Raw genomic sequence first — 18,081 nt, forward strand, 5'->3', positions numbered from 1 at the left:
AATATATTTTATTGTGTGGGTGACATAATATATCTTATATCAAAAACGTTACCCTAACTTAAATGCATATTAAGCGCGCTTAAACAATAACGTTTTACATTATATTAAAAATGTTCCCTACCAATTATCATACTGCGTAAATCATATTCAGAATCAACGCCACAGGTTAAAACTAAAATCATATAAAACAAAAGGTTGAGCCGAGTAAATTATTAACCACCCCAATACATTAATGCCCTCTTCATTGTTTTTGCACTTATTTACGAAAGCTTAATTTGCACAACCTTCGTTTTCTGTCTATATCATTTTTATATTCTAAAAAATAATTCCTCTATTAATTACAGGGTTTTACAAGACACAAAACACCCATAAAAACTGTTCTCTTTTATAAGTCATTAGATTCGCTCTGATGTTGCCACTCTGAATTCTGGCGGGCATCGTGCGCGCTAAAAACAACGGTCAGTGCTGCGTAATAACAGCAACTGCGCCGGGGGCGCCCTTTACCTTCTGCAGAGTTGGCTCGTCTTGCTCGCCGTTCATGACACATCTGCTGGAGTAATGCCTAAATGAGCCAAATCTCTGTTATATCGAAACTTACTGGCGTGGAAACGACCACGGAAGGCACACAGGTTACCCTGAGCCATTCCTCTATCGTTGAGCTTAATGTCGAGCGAGCGAGCGTCTCCCACTTCGCGCGAAACGGTAACGATCTGCTGGTTACGCTGCACTCCGGCGAGGTGATCACCCTTAAAAACTTCTACGTCACGGACGCGCAGGGCGTGAGCCAGCTGGTACTGCAGGACAGCAACGGCGCATTATGGTGGATTGAAGATCCGACCGGAGCCGCCACGTACGAATCTATCGCGTCCACGGACGTGCTGCTTGCGGCCTCCGGGAGCGACGCCGGTGGTGCCGCCATCTGGCCATGGGCACTGGGCGGCATTGCCGCCGCGGGCGGCATCGCGGCGGCGGCAAGCACCGGCGGCGGTGATAGTGGCGGCAGTAACAATTCGGCCAATGCGGATACGACAGCACCGAACGCGCCTTCCGGCCTTAAGTTCTCTTCAGATGGCAAAACCGTCACCGGTACCGCAGAACCCGGCAGTACCATCACGCTGAGAGACGCGAACGGCAACGTCATTGGCACAGGAAAAACGGGCAGCGACGGCAGCTTTACCGTCTCTCTCGGCACACCGTTGACTAACGGCGAGCAGGTGACCGCCACCGCCACGGATAACGCCGGGAATACCAGCCCGGGCACAACGCTCAACGCGCCGGACACCACCGCGCCCGATGCGCCAGCAATCACCAGCGTAACGGATGATATCGCCCCGCAGACGGGAGCAGTCAGCAACGGCGGCAGCACCAACGATCAGCGCCCGCAGCTTACCGGCACCGGCGAAGCGGGCTCGACCGTGACGATTTATGACGGCGGGGTCGCCATTGGTACAGCGGTCGTCGCCAGCAACGGCACCTGGACCTTTACCCCGTCGGTTGACCTGAGCGAAAGCACTCACCAGATTACCGTGCGGGCAACCGACGCCGCCGGCAACACCGGGCCAGCCTCGCCGGTGTTTACCCTGACGGTGGATCTTACTCCGCCGGACGCGCCGAGCGCGATTGTGTTGACCGACGATACGGGCCTTATCAAGGGAACCATCACGTCTGTCGCGCCAACCGATGCTTCACTGCCCATCCTCGCGGGAACCGGCGAGCCCGGCGGAACCATCACCATCTACGATAACGGCGTGGTGGTTGGCACAACGACGGTGTTGCCCAACGGCACCTGGAGCGTCACGCCGAACGGCCCGCTCCCGGACGGGACACACTCCATAACCGTCACTGAAACCGATGCCGCCGGAAACCTGAGCGCGACCTCAGAGCCCGTCATCTTCACCGTGGACACCACGCCGCCGTCTGCCCCGGGTAATCTCGAGGTTTCGAATGATGGCGGCACCATCAGCGGCATCGCGGAAGCTGGCAGCACGGTGACCATCCGTGAAGGTAATGTCACCCTTGGCACTGTTATTGCCGACAGCGAAGGGAACTTTAGCCTGACGCTGACCCCGCCGAAGCTCAACGGCGAAATCCTGACCGCTGACGCCACCGACACGGCGGGCAACACGGGGCCCGCAACCTCCGCGGCGTCACCGGATATTACCCCACCGCAGACGCCAATTATCGTGTCGGTGATGGATGACGTGCAGGCCACCACCGGCCCCGTGGGCCAGAACGGCCTCACCAACGACCGGGCCCCGACCGTGAACGGGACGGGCGAAGCGGGCTCGACCATCACGATTTATAACGGCAGCGATGTCCTCGGTACGACGGTTGTTCCCTCCTCCGGCCTGTGGAGCTTTACGCCGCCCGCACCGCTGACCGATGGCACCTGGGTGCTGACCGCGAAGGCGACGGATCCCGCCGGTAACCCGAGCGGGTTATCAGACCCGTGGACAATTAACGTCGACGGCACGGCACCTGGCGCCCCGGTGATTTCACAAGTTGTGGACGATGTTCCCGGTCGCACCGGCTCGCTCGACATTTATGAGACCACTAACGACGCCACCCCGACGCTCAGCGGTACCGCCGAAGCAAACGCGACGGTCACCGTGCGCGTGGACGGTGTTGCTATTGGTACGACCGTCGCCAATGGTCTTGGCGTATGGATCTTTACGCCTTCCTCGCCTATCGCCGAGGGCCCGCACGCCCTGACCGCCGTCGCGACCGATGCGGCAGGTAACACCAGCGGCGTCTCCAACACCTGGACTCTGACGATTGACAGCGTCGCGCCTGCCGCCCCGGTCATTACACAGGTGCTGGATGATGTGCCGGAACGCCTCGGCGCGCTCAACCCCAACGACAGCACCAACGACACCACGCCGACGCTCAACGGCACGGCTGAACCTGGCTCAAGCGTCACCATCCGCCTGGATGGCACCGATCTTTTCACGGTCCTGGTCGACGACAACGGCACGTGGACCTATACCCTCACCACGCCTCTTGGCAGCGGGCCTCATACCTTTACCGTTGTCGCCACCGATGCGGCGGGTAACACCAGCCAGCCGTCAGGCGGCTTTACCCTGACCGTCGATACCACGCCACCTGCGGCGGCAACCATCGCCACCGTGACCGATGACGTCGGCGGCGTTCAGGGCACGCTCATCAGCGGCGATACCACGGATGACACCACACCGCTGCTGCAGGGCATCGCCCCGGCTGATGCGGTGATCACCGTCTATGACGGCGCCACCCTGCTCGGTACCGCCACCCTCGACGGCAGCGGGGGCTGGAGCTTTACGCCCGTTACCCCGCTCACCGACGGCCCGCATACGCTGACGGTTCACGCCACGGATGCCGCAGGCAATACCACCATCTCCAGCCCGTTTGTGTTGACGGTAGATACCGTCGCGCCTGCCACGCCGGATATCCCGGCCATCACCGTCAATCCTGACGGAACAACAACAACGCTGAACCCGGGCGAAACCACCCGCGACACCACGCCAACCCTGAGCGGTACCGGCACGGCGGGCGATACCGTGACGATCTACAACAACGGCGCCAAAATCGGCGACGCTGTCGTGGACAGTACCGGCAGCTGGTCGTGGACGCCATCAACCCCACTGCCCGGCGGTACCTATGACATCACCCTGACCGTCACCAACGTGGACGGCACGGGCAACGAAAGCGCCCCGTCGCAGCCGGTAACCATCACCATTGATACCGAAGCGCCGGCTACGCCTGCGGCACCGACCGTCACCGACAGCGTCTCCCAGATCACCGGCCCCGTACCCGATGGCGGAACCACCAACGATCCGCGCCCGGTCCTGAGCGGCACCGGCACGCCGAACGACGTCATCAACATCACTGACACCGTCAACGGCATATCGACCGTCGTGGGCACCGTCACGGTAGACAGCAGCGGCAACTGGAGCTGGCGCCCTGGCAGCGACATTGCCGAGGGCAGCCACGCCTATACCGCCACCGCCACCGATGAAGCGGGCAACGTCTCTGACCCGTCGCCAGCGATTACGATCGTCGTGGATACCCTGGCGCCGGATACGCCGGTGATTAGTGCAGTGGGCGGTGAGCCTAACGGTGGCTACATCACGGATACCACACCGACCGTGGGCGGAACCGGCGTCAACGGTGAGACGGTGATCGTCTACAACAACGGCGTCGAAGTGGGCCGTGTCGTGGTGGCTAACGGGGAATGGAACCTGACGCTTCCAACGCAAACGGACGGTCCGCTCAACATTACCGTGGCGGGCGTGGACGCAGCGGGTAACGTCAGCGCGCCGAGTTCGGTCTTTACCGTTACCCTCGATACCGTTGCGCCTGAGATCCCCGTCATTAGCGCCGTAGCTGACAGCCAGTTGTCTAATAACGTGCTCTACACGAAGGACGGCACGCCAACCCTTACCGGGACCGGTGAACCCGGTACCACGGTTATCGTTTCCGTAGACGGCACGCCATCTACGGTGCTGGTGACGGTCCAGCCGGGCGGCACCTGGAGCTGGACTGCCGACACGACGCTGTTGGATGGCCCGCATACCTTCACCGTCTCTTCCAGCGATCCAGCGGGTAACTCCTCCGGTGATTCAGCGCCGCTGAGCGTGACGGTAGATACCGTCGCCCCGGCAGATCCGGGCAACATGCTGCTGGCTGATGAAGGAACACCGCTGACCGGTACCGGTGACGTGGGAAGCATCATTACCGTGACAAACGGTTCCACGGTCATTGGTACCGGCGTTGTCGGCAGCGACGGCAACTTCTCCATTGCGCTGAGCCCGGCGCAGCTGGATCCGACCACGCTGACCGTGACCGCTACGGATGCCGCAGGGAATGCCAGCGCGGGCGTGCCTTTTGTCGTCGTCGATTCACCGCTCGACCTGCCGCAGGTGCCCGTCATCACGGCGATCGTCGATGACGCAGACCCGATTACTGGCGATGTGAAAGGCAAAACCACTAATGACACCACGCCAACGCTTACCGGTACGGCCGAAGCGGGCAGCCTGATTACCATCTATCAGGACGGTAGCGCGACGCCATTGACGACGGTGACCGCCGACGGCAGCGGCAACTGGAGCTATACGCCAGCCGCGCTTGGCGAAGGGCTGCACACCTTTGAGGTGACGGCGACCCTCAACGGCCAGACCAGCGGCCGCTCTCCGGCGGCCAGCGTCACCGTCGACCTCACCGCACCGGGCACGCCAGCTATCGGCGCGGTGATTGACGACGTCGGTCCGGGCACCGGACCGCTGACCAGCGGCCAGACCACCAACGACAACCAGCCGACCCTCACCGGCACCGGCGCGGTCGGCGATACCATCTCCATCTACAACAACGGCGTGCTGCTGGGGACCGCGGAGGTCGGCAATACGGGCACCTGGAGCTACACCACGCCCGTCCTGACAGAAGGCAACCATATCCTGACCATCCGCGAGACCGATCCGGCGGGGAATCAGAGCGGTCCTTCGGCGGGCTTCACCGTCGTGGTGGACTCCGTTTCCGCCACGCCGGTCATCACCAACGTCACGGATAACGTCGGTAACGCCGCCACCACGGTGGTCAGCGGCAGCGAAACGAACGACGCCACGCCAACCCTTTCGGGGACAGCGGACGCAAACAGCGTGGTGACCATTTTCGACGGCGGCACCCAGATTGCCGTGGTGACGGCTGACAACAATGGTACATGGACGTTTACCCCTGACACCGCGCTCGGCGAAGGCTCGCACAGCTTCACCGTCCGGGCGACCGATCCGCTGGGCAACGTCAGCGCGGTCTCAGCTCCCTGGAGCGTGGTGGTTGACCTGACGGCACCGACGGTTCCGACGCTGGATAATGTGAGCGACAACGTCCCTGGCGGCGTCCAGGGTAACCTCACCAGCGGCCAGGTGACCAACGACAGCACCCCGACCATCAGCGGTACCGGGCAGGCGGGCAGCACGATTCACATCATGAATAACGGCACGCAGATTGGCACGACGATCGTTGACGGCAGCGGGAACTGGTCCTTTACGCCGACCGCGCCGCTGGGCGACGGCAGCTACTCCCTGCGCGCGTATGCAACGGATACCGCAGGCAACGCCTCGGCTAACTCATCGGTCTTCGCCTTTACCATTGATACCGCAGCCCCCGGCGTACCGGTGGTGACCAGCGTGATTGACGACGTCGGTCCGGTCACCGGGGCGCTCACGTCGGGTAACAGCACCAACGACGCGCGCCCAACCTTCAACGGTACGGGCGAGGTGGGTTCTACCGTGCACGTGATCGTTGATGGCAACGAAATTGGCACTGCGGTGGTGAATGCCCAGGGCAGCTGGACCTTCACCCCGGGTACCGATCTGGGCGAAGGTCCACACGCCATCACCTTCAATGCCACCGACGTGGCTGGCAATACCGGCAGCACGACGACACCGTTTAACCTGACGGTGGATACGGGCGTGCCGTCGGCGCCGGTCATTTCGACCGCGGGTGACAACGCGGGCAGCATTCAAACTTCGCTCTCTTCCGGGCAGAGCACCGACGACACCACGCCGACGCTCAACGGCACCGCGACCGCCAACGCCACGGTCACCGTGTATGAGAACGGGCAGCCGGTCGGCACCGTTCAGGCGGACGGTACCGGCGCATGGAGCTTTACGCCGTCAACGCCGCTGACCAACGGCAGCCATACCTGGACCGCCACGGTCACCGATGCAGCGGGCAACGTCAGCCTGAACTCGCCGGACTTTACCCTGATTGTGGATACCACCGCACCGAACGCGCCGGTTATCAGCCAGGCGATAGACGACGTGGGCACCATCACCGGCCCGCTTACGTCCGGGCAAACAACCGACGATACGGTACCGCGCCTTGTCGGAACCAGCGAACCGTTTGCCACCGTGAAGATCTATGAGGGAACTACCCTTGTCGGAACGGGCACCGCGGATGGCAACGGAAGCTGGAGTATCTTGCTCAACACCACGCTGACCGCTGGCGCGCACAGCTTCACCGCGCAGGCGACGGATGCGGCAGGCAACACCAGCGTGTCGTCCACCAGCTTTAGCCTCACCGTCGACACCACGCCACCTGCGCTGCCGGTGCTGACCAGCATTCTGGATGACGTGGGCAATGCGGCGACGCCGGTGGCGAACGGCGGGTTCACCAACGACGCGCAGCCAACCCTCAGCGGTACGGCGGAAGCCGGGTCGACGGTGAAAATATTCGATAACGGCGTACAAATCGGCAGCGTGACGGCGACCGGCGGGGCGTGGAGCTTTACGCCATCCCCGGCGCTGGGCAACGGTCCGCACAATTTAACCTTTACCGCCACCGATGCGGTGGGCAACGCGAGCGCGCCTACCGCCGGGTATGTGATTAACGTCGATACCCTCGCGCCGGGCGCACCGGCCATCATTTCAGTGATTGATGACGTCGGCAGCGTTACCGGCCCGGTGACCGGTACGAATCCGACCAACGACACGCGCCCAACGCTGAGCGGAACCGCCGAAGCGAATGCCACGGTGCGGATCTACGATGGCATCACGCTGGTGGGCACGGTGACCGCCGACGGCAGCGGCAACTGGACCCTGCCGCAAACCACCACGCTGGCGCAAGGCACGCATAACTTCACCGCCACGGCCACCGATGCGGCGGGCAACACCAGCGTGGCGTCAGCCGTGACGACGATTATCGTCGATACGACCGCTCCAACGGCGCCGACCGGGACCTTCAACGCCGACGGTAGCGTCCTGACCGGGACTGCGGAAGCAGGCAGCACCGTCGCGATCCGCCTTGCGGACGGCTCGACGGTGACCGCCATTGCGGGCAGCAACGGCACCTACACCTACACCTTCATTAACAAACAGACCGAAGGCCAGACGCTGCAGATCACCGCCACCGACGCCGCGGGCAACACCTCGCTGCCGGGCTCCGCTCTTGCGCCGGTGGTGCCGCTCTCCGCCAGCAATAACGTCGAAGAGCTGAACCTCAGCACCACGGCAACCGTGACCAACAGCCAGTACAGCGATTACGGCTTCCTGCTGGTCGGCGCCGTGGGCAACGTCCTGACGCTGCTGGGCAATGATACGGCCCAGGTCAACTTCACGGTGGGTAGCGGCGGCAGCGCGGATATCGTGGTGAACGCCAACGCCACGGGTGCGGTGCTCTCTCTGCTCAACACCCTTGAGCTGGTGGTTCAGCATTACGTCAACGGCGCCTGGACCACCGTGGTGGATACCGGCCAACCGCAGTTTGCCGATCTCCTGACCCTCGGCGCAACCGGCGTATCGCTGAACCTGACCGGGCTGGCCGACGGCAACTATCGCGTGCTCAGCTACAACACCAACCTGCTGGCGACCGGCTCCTACACCAGCCTCGACGTGGCGGTGAAAGAGACCGGTCCGGGTACGGTCACGGGCGATACCAGCCTCAACGGCAACGTGATCCTCGATACGGACCCGACAGCCGGCAGCGACAACGCGCCGGCCGGAACCACCATTTCCGCAGTCACTAACGCCCAGGGCGTCACCACCAGCGTGAACGCCGACGGCACGGTGATCCAGGGCAAATACGGTACGCTGACCATCAACCGCGACGGCAGCTACACCTACAACCTGACCGACACCAGCGCCGCGGTCGTTGGCCGGACGGAGAACTTCACCTACACCATCACCCATAACGGCGTCAGCGCATCGGCGCAGCTGGTGCTGTCTCTGGGTGCCGGTACGGTAATCAACGGCATTGTGGCGGTGGACGATACGGCCTCGCTGACCTTTGACACCACCGTGAGCGAGATTAATAACGGCGCCTCGTCTCAGAACGGTTTTACCCTGGTGGGCATTAATCTCGGCAGCACGCTGGGGCTTAACCTGCTGGACGACATGACCAACCCGATTATCTACAACGTGGAGGAAGGCACGACCCGCACCATGACCATCCAGGCCTCCGTGGGCGGCGTGGCGCTGGCGTCGGTATTCGATCTGTACGTCTATAAGTTCAACAACGCCACCCAGACCTTCGAGCAGGTTCGCGTCGAGTCGGGCTGGCTGCGCGCTCCGCTGCTGGGGGGCACGTCATCCCAGCTGACGCTGAATCTGCCGGCCGGGGAGTACCTGTTCTTACTCAATACCGCATCGGGGATCGCCGTCCTGACGGGCTACACGCTGAGCGTCCTGCAGGATCATGTCTACAGCGTGGCGAGCATCAGCGAAACCACCACGGGCGACGTGCTGGCGAATGACCCAGTTCCTCCCGGCACGTTGGTCACCGAAGTGAACGGCGTGGCGGTCAACAGCAGTGGAACCACCACCATTCAGGGGGAATACGGCACGCTGACCATCAATTCGTCCGGACAGTACACCTACACCCTGAGAAGCGGCGTGGGAGCGGACCATATCAGCACGCCGGATACTTTCGTCTACACCGTTACCGCGCCTGACGGCTCGAAGGATACGGCATCGCTCAACATCACCCCAACCCCCCGGGCGATGGATGCCGTGAACGATGTCAGCGCCACGATGGACCTCACCTCGGTGCACCACACGTCGGCATACTCGGATACGACCGTGGGCACCGCCAGCTGGACGACGGCCCTGCTCTCGTCAACCCAGGGCTCCGGCAGCGGAACCTTCGTGGTCGACGCGAACACCGCGCTGCACAACGTGTCGCTCCACTTTAACGTGGCCTCGCTGCTGGCGCTGGGCGGGCTAACGGTAAACTGGTCCATCAGCGACGGCTCGGGCGTGATACGCAGCGGCTCCTTCAGCGGCGGCTCACTGCTGGGCGGCAATATCGACATCCCGCTCACCGGGCTGGATCTGAACGCCGGAACCTATACGCTGAACTTTACCGGTAGCGTACCGGGGCTGAGCGTGGGGAACATCACCATCACACCAAGCGTGAACGGCACCACCTACTCGCTGAGTGATTTCGACGTCACCGGCAGCCACACCGTCAACGGCAATATCTTTAACGGCACCGATTCTGGCGGCGTGCTGGATCAGCTCCACTCGGTGGATACCCGTCTGAGCGTGACCGGGTACAACGGCGTGACCACCACGCTGGATCCGTATACCGGCAGCGCAACGGTGAACATCACCGGCCATTACGGCGTCCTGGCGATCGGCGCTGACGGCCATTACACCTATACCCTCAACAGCGGGGTATCGCTCTCATCCATGACGTCGAAGGAGACCTTCAACTACACCCTGACCGACTCTACCGGGAGAACGGACAGCGCCACGCTGACCATCAATATGGCGCCGCAGTTCATCAGTTCGGAACATAACGACGCCATCACCGGTACGGCTTACGGCGATACGCTGATTTACCAGGTGCTGAACAGTACGGTGGGGAATGCCACGGCGGGTAACGTCAGCAGCACCGCGGGCGATCACTGGACCGGCTTCTCGCTGGCGCAGGGGGACAAAATCGACATCGGCGATCTGCTGGTGGGCTGGAACGGTAGCGCCGCGACGCTGGGGAATTATCTCCATGTCACTAATAGTAATGGCAATACCGTGATCTCCATCGACCGTGACGGTGCGGGAGGCACCTACACTAATACCACGCTCGTTACGCTTGATGGCGTTCAGACCACCTACGACGAGCTTGTTAACCAGCAACACATCATTACCTGATAGCACCTGCAAGAGATGACCCGGGCGCACAGCGCCCGGGCATAAATAATAAAGACATACTCTTTTTAATAGGGACATGACATGGGAATGAAGATGCCTCACTGGTGGCTCTCGTGCTGCCTGATATCTGTGCCCGCTCTTTGCGCGAACCCGGCGGCAATCATCAATACCGGACAGCTTCGCGAAACGCAGGAACTCCCCTCGCTCAATGGCCGCGTCGCACCTGCGGCTGGCAAAGCCGCCCCCGGTTCGCTGCAGCTTGGCGATGCCGTCAACCGCGCCGTCACCTGGCACCCGGCCATCAGCGAAGCCGTGGGGAAACTCTACCAGCAGAGCGAAGAGGTGGACGTCGCTAAATCAAAATACTATCCGCAGATTAATGCCGGCGTGGACAACGGTTATTCCCATGACGGCGACCAGAACGGCTTTACCCCGTCGCTGGTGCTTTCTCTGTCACAAATGCTCTACGACTTTGGCAAAGTGGACAGCCAGGTGCGGGCCGAGAGCGCGGGCGTTGCCCAGCAGCAGGCCAACGTGCTGGTGAGTATCGACACCATCGCTCACGATACCGCCATCGCCATGGTGCAGGTGCAAACCTGGCAGCAGATGGTCGAGACCGCTAAAGAGCAGCTCGACGCCCTCTCCTCGATTGGCACGCTGACCCGCCAGCGTAACGACGAAGGGGCCACGTCGCTCTCTGACGTGGTGCAGACCGATGCCCGTATCGAAGGCGCGCGCGCCCAGCTGATGCAGTACCAGGCCAGCCTGGACAGCGCCCGCGCCACGCTGATGAGCTTTCTCGGCTGGAACAGCCTGAACGCAATCAGCAATGACTTTCCGCAAAAGCTGGGCCGGAGCTGCGACATTGCCGAGCCGGATGACCGTCTGGTGCCCGCGGTGCTTGCCGCCTGGGCGCAGGCTAACGTCGCCCAGGCTAACCTCGACTACGCCGACGCGCAGATGACGCCAACCGTCTCGCTGGAGCCGGAGGTGCGTCACTACATGAACGATCGCTACGCGGGGAGCGAAACCCGGGATCGCACCCAGTATTCCGCATGGGTGAAAGTGCAGATGCCGCTCTACCAGGGCGGCGGCCTCACCGCCCGGCGTAACGCTGCCGGACACGCGGTGGAGGCGGCGCAGTCCACCGTTCAGCGTACGCGCCTTGATGTCCGCCAGAAACTGCTGGAAGCCCGCAGCCAGGTGATGAGCCTGCAAAGCACGCTGCAAATCCAGGGTCGCCAGGAAGCCCTCAGCGCCCGCACCCGCGAACTGTACCAGCAGCAGTATCTCGATCTCGGCTCGCGCCCGCTCCTCGACGTGCTCAACGCCGAGCAGGAGGTCTACCAGGCGCGCTTCACCCAGCAGCAGACCCTCGGTCAGCTGCACCAGCTGCAGCTCAACTGCCTGTATAACACCGGGCAGCTGCGTCACGCGTTCGATCTTGATAACCGCACCATCCAGACCGTGGAGATCCAGCCATGAAGCAACGCGAAATCCCGCAGGGCGAAACGATGACGGATGAGGCGCTGGCGCAGTGGGCGCAGGCCTTTGGCTTTGTCGCCACGCGCTACCGCGTGGCCTGCTCTCCCGGCGCGCTGATCGCAGGCGCGCCGTGGCTGAAAGGCAAACCGATGGTGCCCGCCCTCACCCAGCTGGCCCGCGAAGCGGGGCTGTCGTTTCAGCTTCTTACCGACGATCGGCAGGCGATCAACAGCTGGCGTCTGCCGGTGGTAGTGGCGATGCATGACGGCAGGATCGGCGTGATCGAGCATTTCGACGGGGACGATACACTGGAGGTCAGCTTTTTCGACGATGACACCTACACCAACCGGCTGTCGATGACGGCGATGCTGCCCGCTATCCGCCACGTCATTGCCCTGCGTCCACTCGCCGCGCTGAAGGACAGCCGCGTGGATGCCTATATCTCAAAATACCGCCCGGACTGGCTCTACCGGCTGGTGATGCGCGACCTGCGCCCCTACAGCTGGGTCATGCTGGCCGCCCTCTTTATCAACGTGCTGTCGCTATCCGGGATCGTCTTTTCCATGCAGGTGTACGACCGGGTGATCCCCGCGCAGTCCTACCCGACGCTTTACGTCCTGACCATCGGGGTGCTGATTGCCACCCTGTTTGGCTTTGTGCTGCGCGTGGCGCGCGGGCACATTATGGATCTGCTCGGCAAGCGCTCGGACATGCGCGTTTCGGATCGCGTCTTCGGCCACGCGCTTCGGCTGCGCAACAGCGCGATCCCCCGCTCCACCGGCAGCTTTATCTCTCAGCTGCGCGAGCTGGAGCAGATCCGCGAGATGGTCACCTCGTCCACCATTTCGACCATTGTCGACCTGCCGTTCTTTCTCCTGTTCGTGGTGGTGCTGGCGATCATCGCCCCGCAGCTGGCGTGGATCGCCCCGGTCGCGGCGGTGATCATGGTCCTGCCCGGCCTGCTGCTGCAGAAGAAGCTGGCGGAGCTGGCAAAGCAGTCGGCCCATGAATCGACCCTGCGCAACGCGGTGCTGGTGGAGAGCGTGCAGGGGCTGGAGGACATCAAGCTGATGCAGGCGGAAAACCGCTTTTTGCAGCAGTGGAACAGCTATATCCAGATCACCGCGGAATCCGGCCTGCGCACCCGCGAGCTGACGCAGAACCTGATTAGCTGGGGGATGACCATTCAGAGCCTGGTCTACGCCGGGGTGATTGTGGTCGGCGCCCCGATGGTGATCGACGGCACCCTCACCACCGGTTCGGTGGTCGCCGCGTCGATGCTGGCCTCCCGCATGATCGCCCCGATGGCGACGCTGTGCGGCGTGCTGGCGCGCTGGCAGCAGGTCAAAGCGGCAAAAGAAGGGCTGGACAGCATCATGCAGCTTCCCACCGAAAATCAGCGCGAGGAGACGCCGATCCGCCAGGACGTGCTGCGCGGTCATTACCTCTTCGAGCAGGCGCAGTTCCGCTATCAGCCGGACGATCCGCGCATGGCGCTGCGCATTAACCGGCTGGAGATCAGGCCGGGTGAGAAAGTGGCGATCCTCGGGCGCAACGGCGCGGGCAAATCGACCCTGCTGCAGGCCATGGCGGGCGGAATGGATCTGGCGGCCGGCGAGCTGCGGCTTGATAACTTCAGCCTGCCGCATCTCGACGTCGCCGACGTCCGGCGCAACGTCGGCTTTATGACCCAGAACGCCCGGCTGTTTTACGGCACCCTGCGCGAAAACATCACCCTCGGCATGCCGCGCGCCACCGACGAAGAGATTTTCGAGGCGCTGGAGCTGACCGGCGCGGCAGGCTTCGTGCAGAAGCTGCCCAAGGGGCTGGACTACCCGATCATGGAAAACGGCGTGGGATTATCCGGCGGGCAACGCCAGTCGATTCTGCTGGCGCGGATGCTCCTGCGCGATCCGAATATCGTGCTGATGGATGAACCCACCGCGTCGCTGGACGAGCACACCGAGCGGGAATTCATCCAGCGTCTTGGCGACTGGCTCGGGCATCGCACACTGATTGTCGCCACGCATCGCGTACCGGTGCTGGAACTGGTGGAGCGCGTCGTGGTGTTGAAAGAGGGGATGCTGGTGATGGACGCGCCAAAGGCCCAGGCGCTGAACAACAGCCGTATGCAGCAGCAACAGCAGCAGGCAGCAACCGGACGGGAGTGGAAAAATGAAAATCAGTCAGCGTGACGTGGCGGCAATGGACGATCTGGATAACGCCCTCGACTCCGAAAGCGGCTATACCGGCGCGCGTCGGATCGTGATCTTCTCGCTGCTGATGTTTGTGGTGCTGGGCGTCTGGGCGTGGTTTGGCGTGCTGGATGAGGTATCAACCGGCTCGGGTAAAGTGATCCCCAGCTCGCGCGAGCAGGTCTTACAGTCTCTCGACGGCGGGATCCTCACCGAGCTGAACGTCCACGAGGGCGATCAGGTGCAGGCCGGACAGGTGCTGGCGCGGCTCGATCCGACGCGTTCCGAATCGAACGTCGGCGAAAGCGCGGCGCGCTACCGGGCTTCACTGGCCTCCAGCGCCCGCCTGTACGCCGAGGTGAACGATCTCCCGTTGAAGTTCCCCCCTTCGCTGGCAAAGTGGCCGGATCTGATTGCTGACGAAACGCGCCTCTACAACTCCCGCCGCGCGCAGCTGGAGGATACCCAGCGGGAGCTGCGCGCCGCGTTAGATCTCGCCAATAAGGAGCTGGCCATCACCCAGCGGCTGGTCAAAACCGGCGCCGCCAGCCACGTGGAGGTGCTGCGCCTGCAGCGGCAGAAAAGCGATCTGGAGCTGAAGCTCACCGACGTACGCTCGCAGTATTACGTTCAGGCGCGCGAGGCGTTATCCAAGGCCAACGCCGAGGTGGATATGGTTTCGGCGATCCTCAAAGGCCGCCAGGATTCCTTCACCCGTCTGACGGTAAAATCCCCGGTGCGCGGGATCGTGAAAAACATTAAGGTCACCACCATCGGCGGCGTGATCCCGCCCAACGGCGAGCTGATGGAGATTGTGCCGGTGGACGATCACCTGCTGATCGAAACCCGCCTGTCGCCGCGCGATATCGCCTTTATCCACCCGAACCAGGAGGCGCTGGTTAAAATCACCGCCTACGATTACGCCATTTACGGCGGCCTGCACGGGGTCGTCGAAACAATCTCTCCGGACACCATCCAGGACGAGGCCAAGCCGGAAGTGTTCTATTACCGGGTGTTTATCCGCACCAGCCAGGATTACCTGGTGAATAAGGCCGGCAGGCACTTCTCGATTGTGCCGGGGATGATTGCGACGGTGGACATTAAGACCGGCGAGAAAACGGTGCTGGATTATCTGATCAAGCCGTTTAACCGGGCGAAAGAGGCGCTGAGGGAGCGATAGTCAATCGCCGGGTGGCGGCTCCGCCTTACCCGGCCTACATACCCGGAGGCCCTTGCAAGCGCAGCGCCGCCGGGTATTTAACCGCACGTCAGAACTGGAACCTACCTCGAAATATTAATCTTTAGTCATGCATCCCACTTCCCTTCAGCCATCGCCAAGGTAATATTAACCGCAGACAAAAACGCACTTGCGCACAGTGCGGGAGTGCATTACTATTCAATCAGCTTCAAGGACTGGAGCTCAGCACCATTATGATTAGTTATTTTCGGGATCAATGGCTTGAGGATTTTTTTCTTTACGGCAGATTGAACAATGTTATTCCTGCAAATCTGGAAACAGCGCTTGCGAGAAAGCTCGATATCATCAGGGCAGCAACCTCGCACAGGGATTTGCGATCGCCACCGGGCAATATGTATGAAGCATTGAATCCTCCGCTGAAGGGATATTCCTCAATCCGGGTAAACAGGCAATACAGGCTCGTATTTCGCTGGACAGAGGGTAAAGCAGAAGATCTCTACCTCTCTCCACACAAGTACACGCAACACAAGTGAGGCATCACCTATGACACTTCAACAGGCACTCCGCAAACCCACCACGCCGGGCGACGTGTTGCAGTATGAGTATCTTGAACCGCTCAATCTGAAAATCAGCGATCTGGCGGAGATGCTCAATGTTCACCGCAACACCATCAGCGCGCTGGTCAATAACAATCGCAAGCTGACTGCCGATATGGCGATCAAACTGGCAAAAGCCTTTGATACCACGATTGAATTTTGGCTTAACTTACAGCTGAACGTCGATATCTGGGAAGCGCAATCCAACCCCAGGACGCAGGAGGAGCTAAGCCGTATAAAGACCGTTGCGGACGTCATGGCTAAGCGAAAATCTGGCCAGCCGGATGTAGCCTGATTCGGTAAACACTTCACCTATTAATACTTTTTCAGGAAGAAATCATGCGCCAACGAACCATTGTCTGCCCCATCATCCAGAATGACGGTGCCTACCTCCTGTGTAAAATGGCCGACGATCGCGGCGTGTTCCCCGGCCAGTGGGCTCTCTCCGGCGGTGGAATGGAGCCGGGCGAAACCATGGAACAGGCGTTGCGCCGTGAGATCCGCGAAGAGCTGGGCGAAGCGCTGGAGATTGTCTCGGTTACGCCATGGGCTTTTCGCGATGACATCAGGGTGAAAACCTACGCCGATGGCACCACTGAGGAGATTTACATGATCTATCTGATCTTCGACTGCATCAGCGCCAACCGGGAAGTCACGTTTAATGAAGAGTTTCAGGAGATCGCCTGGGTTAATCCGGAATCGTTAAAAGAGCTGGATCTCAACGCAGCCACGCGTGTTACCTTCGCCCAAAAGGGCCTTCTTTAATCACCCACTGCCCCGGCGTTTTACCGGTCCATGCTCTGAAAACCTCAATAAATGCGCTGACGCTGCTGTAGCCGCAGGACAGCGCAATCCACCCTACCGGCTTCCCCGCCGCCAGCCACTCCATTGCCCGCATGACGCGAGCCAGCTGCCGCCAGTTAACAAAACTCATTCCGGTCTGGGCGCTAAACCGACGGTTGAACGTACGCACGCTCATCCCAGCATGAATAGCATGGCTCTCGACCGTCTGGTTATCATCGACAAACTGCAGCAAATGGCTGACCACGTTCTTCAGACGCGGATCCGTCGGCACGGGCAGAGAAAAGCGAGCCTGGGGCGTCAGGGCAAGCTCATCCAGCAGCAAAGCAAGCTTTCGCGGATCGTACTCGCTCTCTGCATCGCATAAACGGGAAAACAGTGCATGGGTGAGATCGTCGGGCTCGAACAGCGCGGGCGCATCGGGAAGCATTGCGCACCCGGCGGGGTCAAGAAAGATAGCGCAGCCTTCTACCGCACTTTCGGAAAAAGCGGCGTGCTGCCGATCCGGAGGGATCCAGCCGATGTGTTTTGCCGGTACGACCGCTCGCGCCTGCTGCGTCTCAATGACCAGCAGCCCCGCTGCAATGCGCCACAGCTGGCCGGTGCGATGACTGTGCCAGGGCGTTCGGTACCCGCCGGGATGAAGGAGCGTTTCAACACTGACCATATCATTTTGACCGAAAATCGTTATTCTTCGGCATATTAGAGAAACTGCGACTTCTGCTGTCAAGGATAATGGTGATTCAACCACATAAGGAGCCCGCATGAGCATTATCACGTCCCTGATAGCCCACACCGACAACGCCGCGCAGCGCGAAAAGATGGCCTGCCTGTTAACCCGCTTATTCAACGGCGATATCGATCCGGCAGAGGTATTTACGCCCGATTACCAGCAGTTTACGGACGGTCACGCGCTTGACTACCGGGGTTTTGTCCAGCATCTGAGCCACGTCAGCTCACAGATCCGCGCAATCGCCTTTACCGTGGTGGAGATAGCCTGCCATGACGAACTTCTGGCTGACCGGCATATCGTAACGGTCACCTATCCTGATGGTCGTCAGGCAGAGATCGAGGTTTACCTGTTTGCCGCGCTGCGTGAAGGGAAAATCTGGCGGATCCATGAAGTCACGCGAGCACTCAGCGGCGATGCTGCAGATCGCACGCTGGCACACGCGACAGAATAA

9 protein-coding genes are annotated in these 18,081 nt (G+C 61.2%); 8 read left to right on the forward strand and 1 reads right to left on the reverse strand.

All coding sequences use genetic code 11. The features are described 5' to 3' along the window. Positions 1–566: 566 nt before the first annotated feature. The 7 genes from UR289_RS20615 to nudI all read left to right on the forward strand — a co-directional run bounded on the left by UR289_RS20615 (position 567) and on the right by nudI (position 16,861). A complete protein-coding gene (locus UR289_RS20615; protein WP_320711478.1) occupies positions 567–10,622 on the forward strand; it encodes a BapA/Bap/LapF family large adhesin in 10,056 nt (3,351 codons plus the stop codon). 81 nt (positions 10,623–10,703) lie between these two features. Then, entirely contained in the window at positions 10,704–12,107 is a 1,404-nt protein-coding gene (locus UR289_RS20620) for a TolC family outer membrane protein (protein WP_039263438.1), read from the forward strand. Next, positions 12,104–14,302, forward strand: a complete 2,199-nt coding sequence (locus tag UR289_RS20625; RefSeq protein ID WP_048976740.1) for a type I secretion system permease/ATPase — start codon at positions 12,104–12,106, stop codon at positions 14,300–14,302. Before UR289_RS20620 ends, UR289_RS20625 begins: the two co-directional genes overlap by 4 nt. 10 nt (positions 14,303–14,312) lie before the next feature. Beyond that, the gene (locus UR289_RS20630) at positions 14,313–15,482 is read left to right on the forward strand and encodes an HlyD family efflux transporter periplasmic adaptor subunit (RefSeq protein WP_320711505.1); all 1,170 of its coding nucleotides are present in this window, start codon (positions 14,313–14,315) and stop codon (positions 15,480–15,482) included. Positions 15,483–15,733: 251 nt separating this feature from the next. Beyond that, the gene (locus UR289_RS20635; protein WP_224979509.1) at positions 15,734–16,033 is read left to right on the forward strand and encodes a type II toxin-antitoxin system RelE/ParE family toxin; all 300 of its coding nucleotides are present in this window, start codon (positions 15,734–15,736) and stop codon (positions 16,031–16,033) included. 10 nt (positions 16,034–16,043) lie between these two features. Then, on the forward strand, positions 16,044–16,391 hold the full coding sequence (locus tag UR289_RS20640; RefSeq protein WP_033146339.1) for a HigA family addiction module antitoxin: 348 nt from the start codon (positions 16,044–16,046) through the stop codon (positions 16,389–16,391). 44 nt (positions 16,392–16,435) lie between these two features. After that, positions 16,436–16,861 carry a nucleoside triphosphatase NudI gene (gene nudI / locus UR289_RS20645; RefSeq protein ID WP_064673552.1) on the forward strand — a complete coding sequence of 142 codons (426 nt, stop codon included), beginning with the start codon at positions 16,436–16,438 and terminating at the stop codon, positions 16,859–16,861. On the opposite strand, the gene UR289_RS20650 is transcribed toward nudI, so the two are convergent. After that, on the reverse strand, positions 16,833–17,564 hold the full coding sequence (locus UR289_RS20650; protein WP_320711482.1) for a helix-turn-helix transcriptional regulator: 732 nt from the start codon (positions 17,562–17,564) through the stop codon (positions 16,833–16,835). The genes nudI and UR289_RS20650 overlap by 29 nt on opposite strands. Positions 17,565–17,661: 97 nt before the next feature. Between UR289_RS20650 and UR289_RS20655 the strand changes: the two genes are divergently transcribed. Further along, positions 17,662–18,081, forward strand: a complete 420-nt coding sequence (locus UR289_RS20655; protein ID WP_039263434.1) for a nuclear transport factor 2 family protein — start codon at positions 17,662–17,664, stop codon at positions 18,079–18,081.

Source organism: Enterobacter sp. 302C9 (assembly GCF_034106085.1).
Lineage (GTDB): Bacteria > Pseudomonadota > Gammaproteobacteria > Enterobacterales > Enterobacteriaceae > Enterobacter > Enterobacter asburiae_B.

Bases quoted from the DNA above. Each gene is read 5' to 3' on its own strand.
- UR289_RS20635 (WP_224979509.1), top strand. From the start codon at position 15,734: ATGATTAGTTATTTTCGGGATCAATGGCTTGAGGATTTTTTTCTTTAC.
- UR289_RS20620 (WP_039263438.1), top strand. From the start codon at position 10,704: ATGGGAATGAAGATGCCTCACTGGTGGCTCTCGTGCTGCCTGATATCT.
- UR289_RS20630 (WP_320711505.1), top strand. From the start codon at position 14,313: ATGGACGATCTGGATAACGCCCTCGACTCCGAAAGCGGCTATACCGGC.
- UR289_RS20640 (WP_033146339.1), top strand. From the start codon at position 16,044: ATGACACTTCAACAGGCACTCCGCAAACCCACCACGCCGGGCGACGTG.
- nudI (WP_064673552.1), top strand. From the start codon at position 16,436: ATGCGCCAACGAACCATTGTCTGCCCCATCATCCAGAATGACGGTGCC.
- UR289_RS20625 (WP_048976740.1), top strand. From the start codon at position 12,104: ATGAAGCAACGCGAAATCCCGCAGGGCGAAACGATGACGGATGAGGCG.
- UR289_RS20650 (WP_320711482.1), bottom strand. From the start codon at position 17,564: ATGGTCAGTGTTGAAACGCTCCTTCATCCCGGCGGGTACCGAACGCCC.
- UR289_RS20615 (WP_320711478.1), top strand. From the start codon at position 567: ATGAGCCAAATCTCTGTTATATCGAAACTTACTGGCGTGGAAACGACC.
- UR289_RS20655 (WP_039263434.1), top strand. From the start codon at position 17,662: ATGAGCATTATCACGTCCCTGATAGCCCACACCGACAACGCCGCGCAG.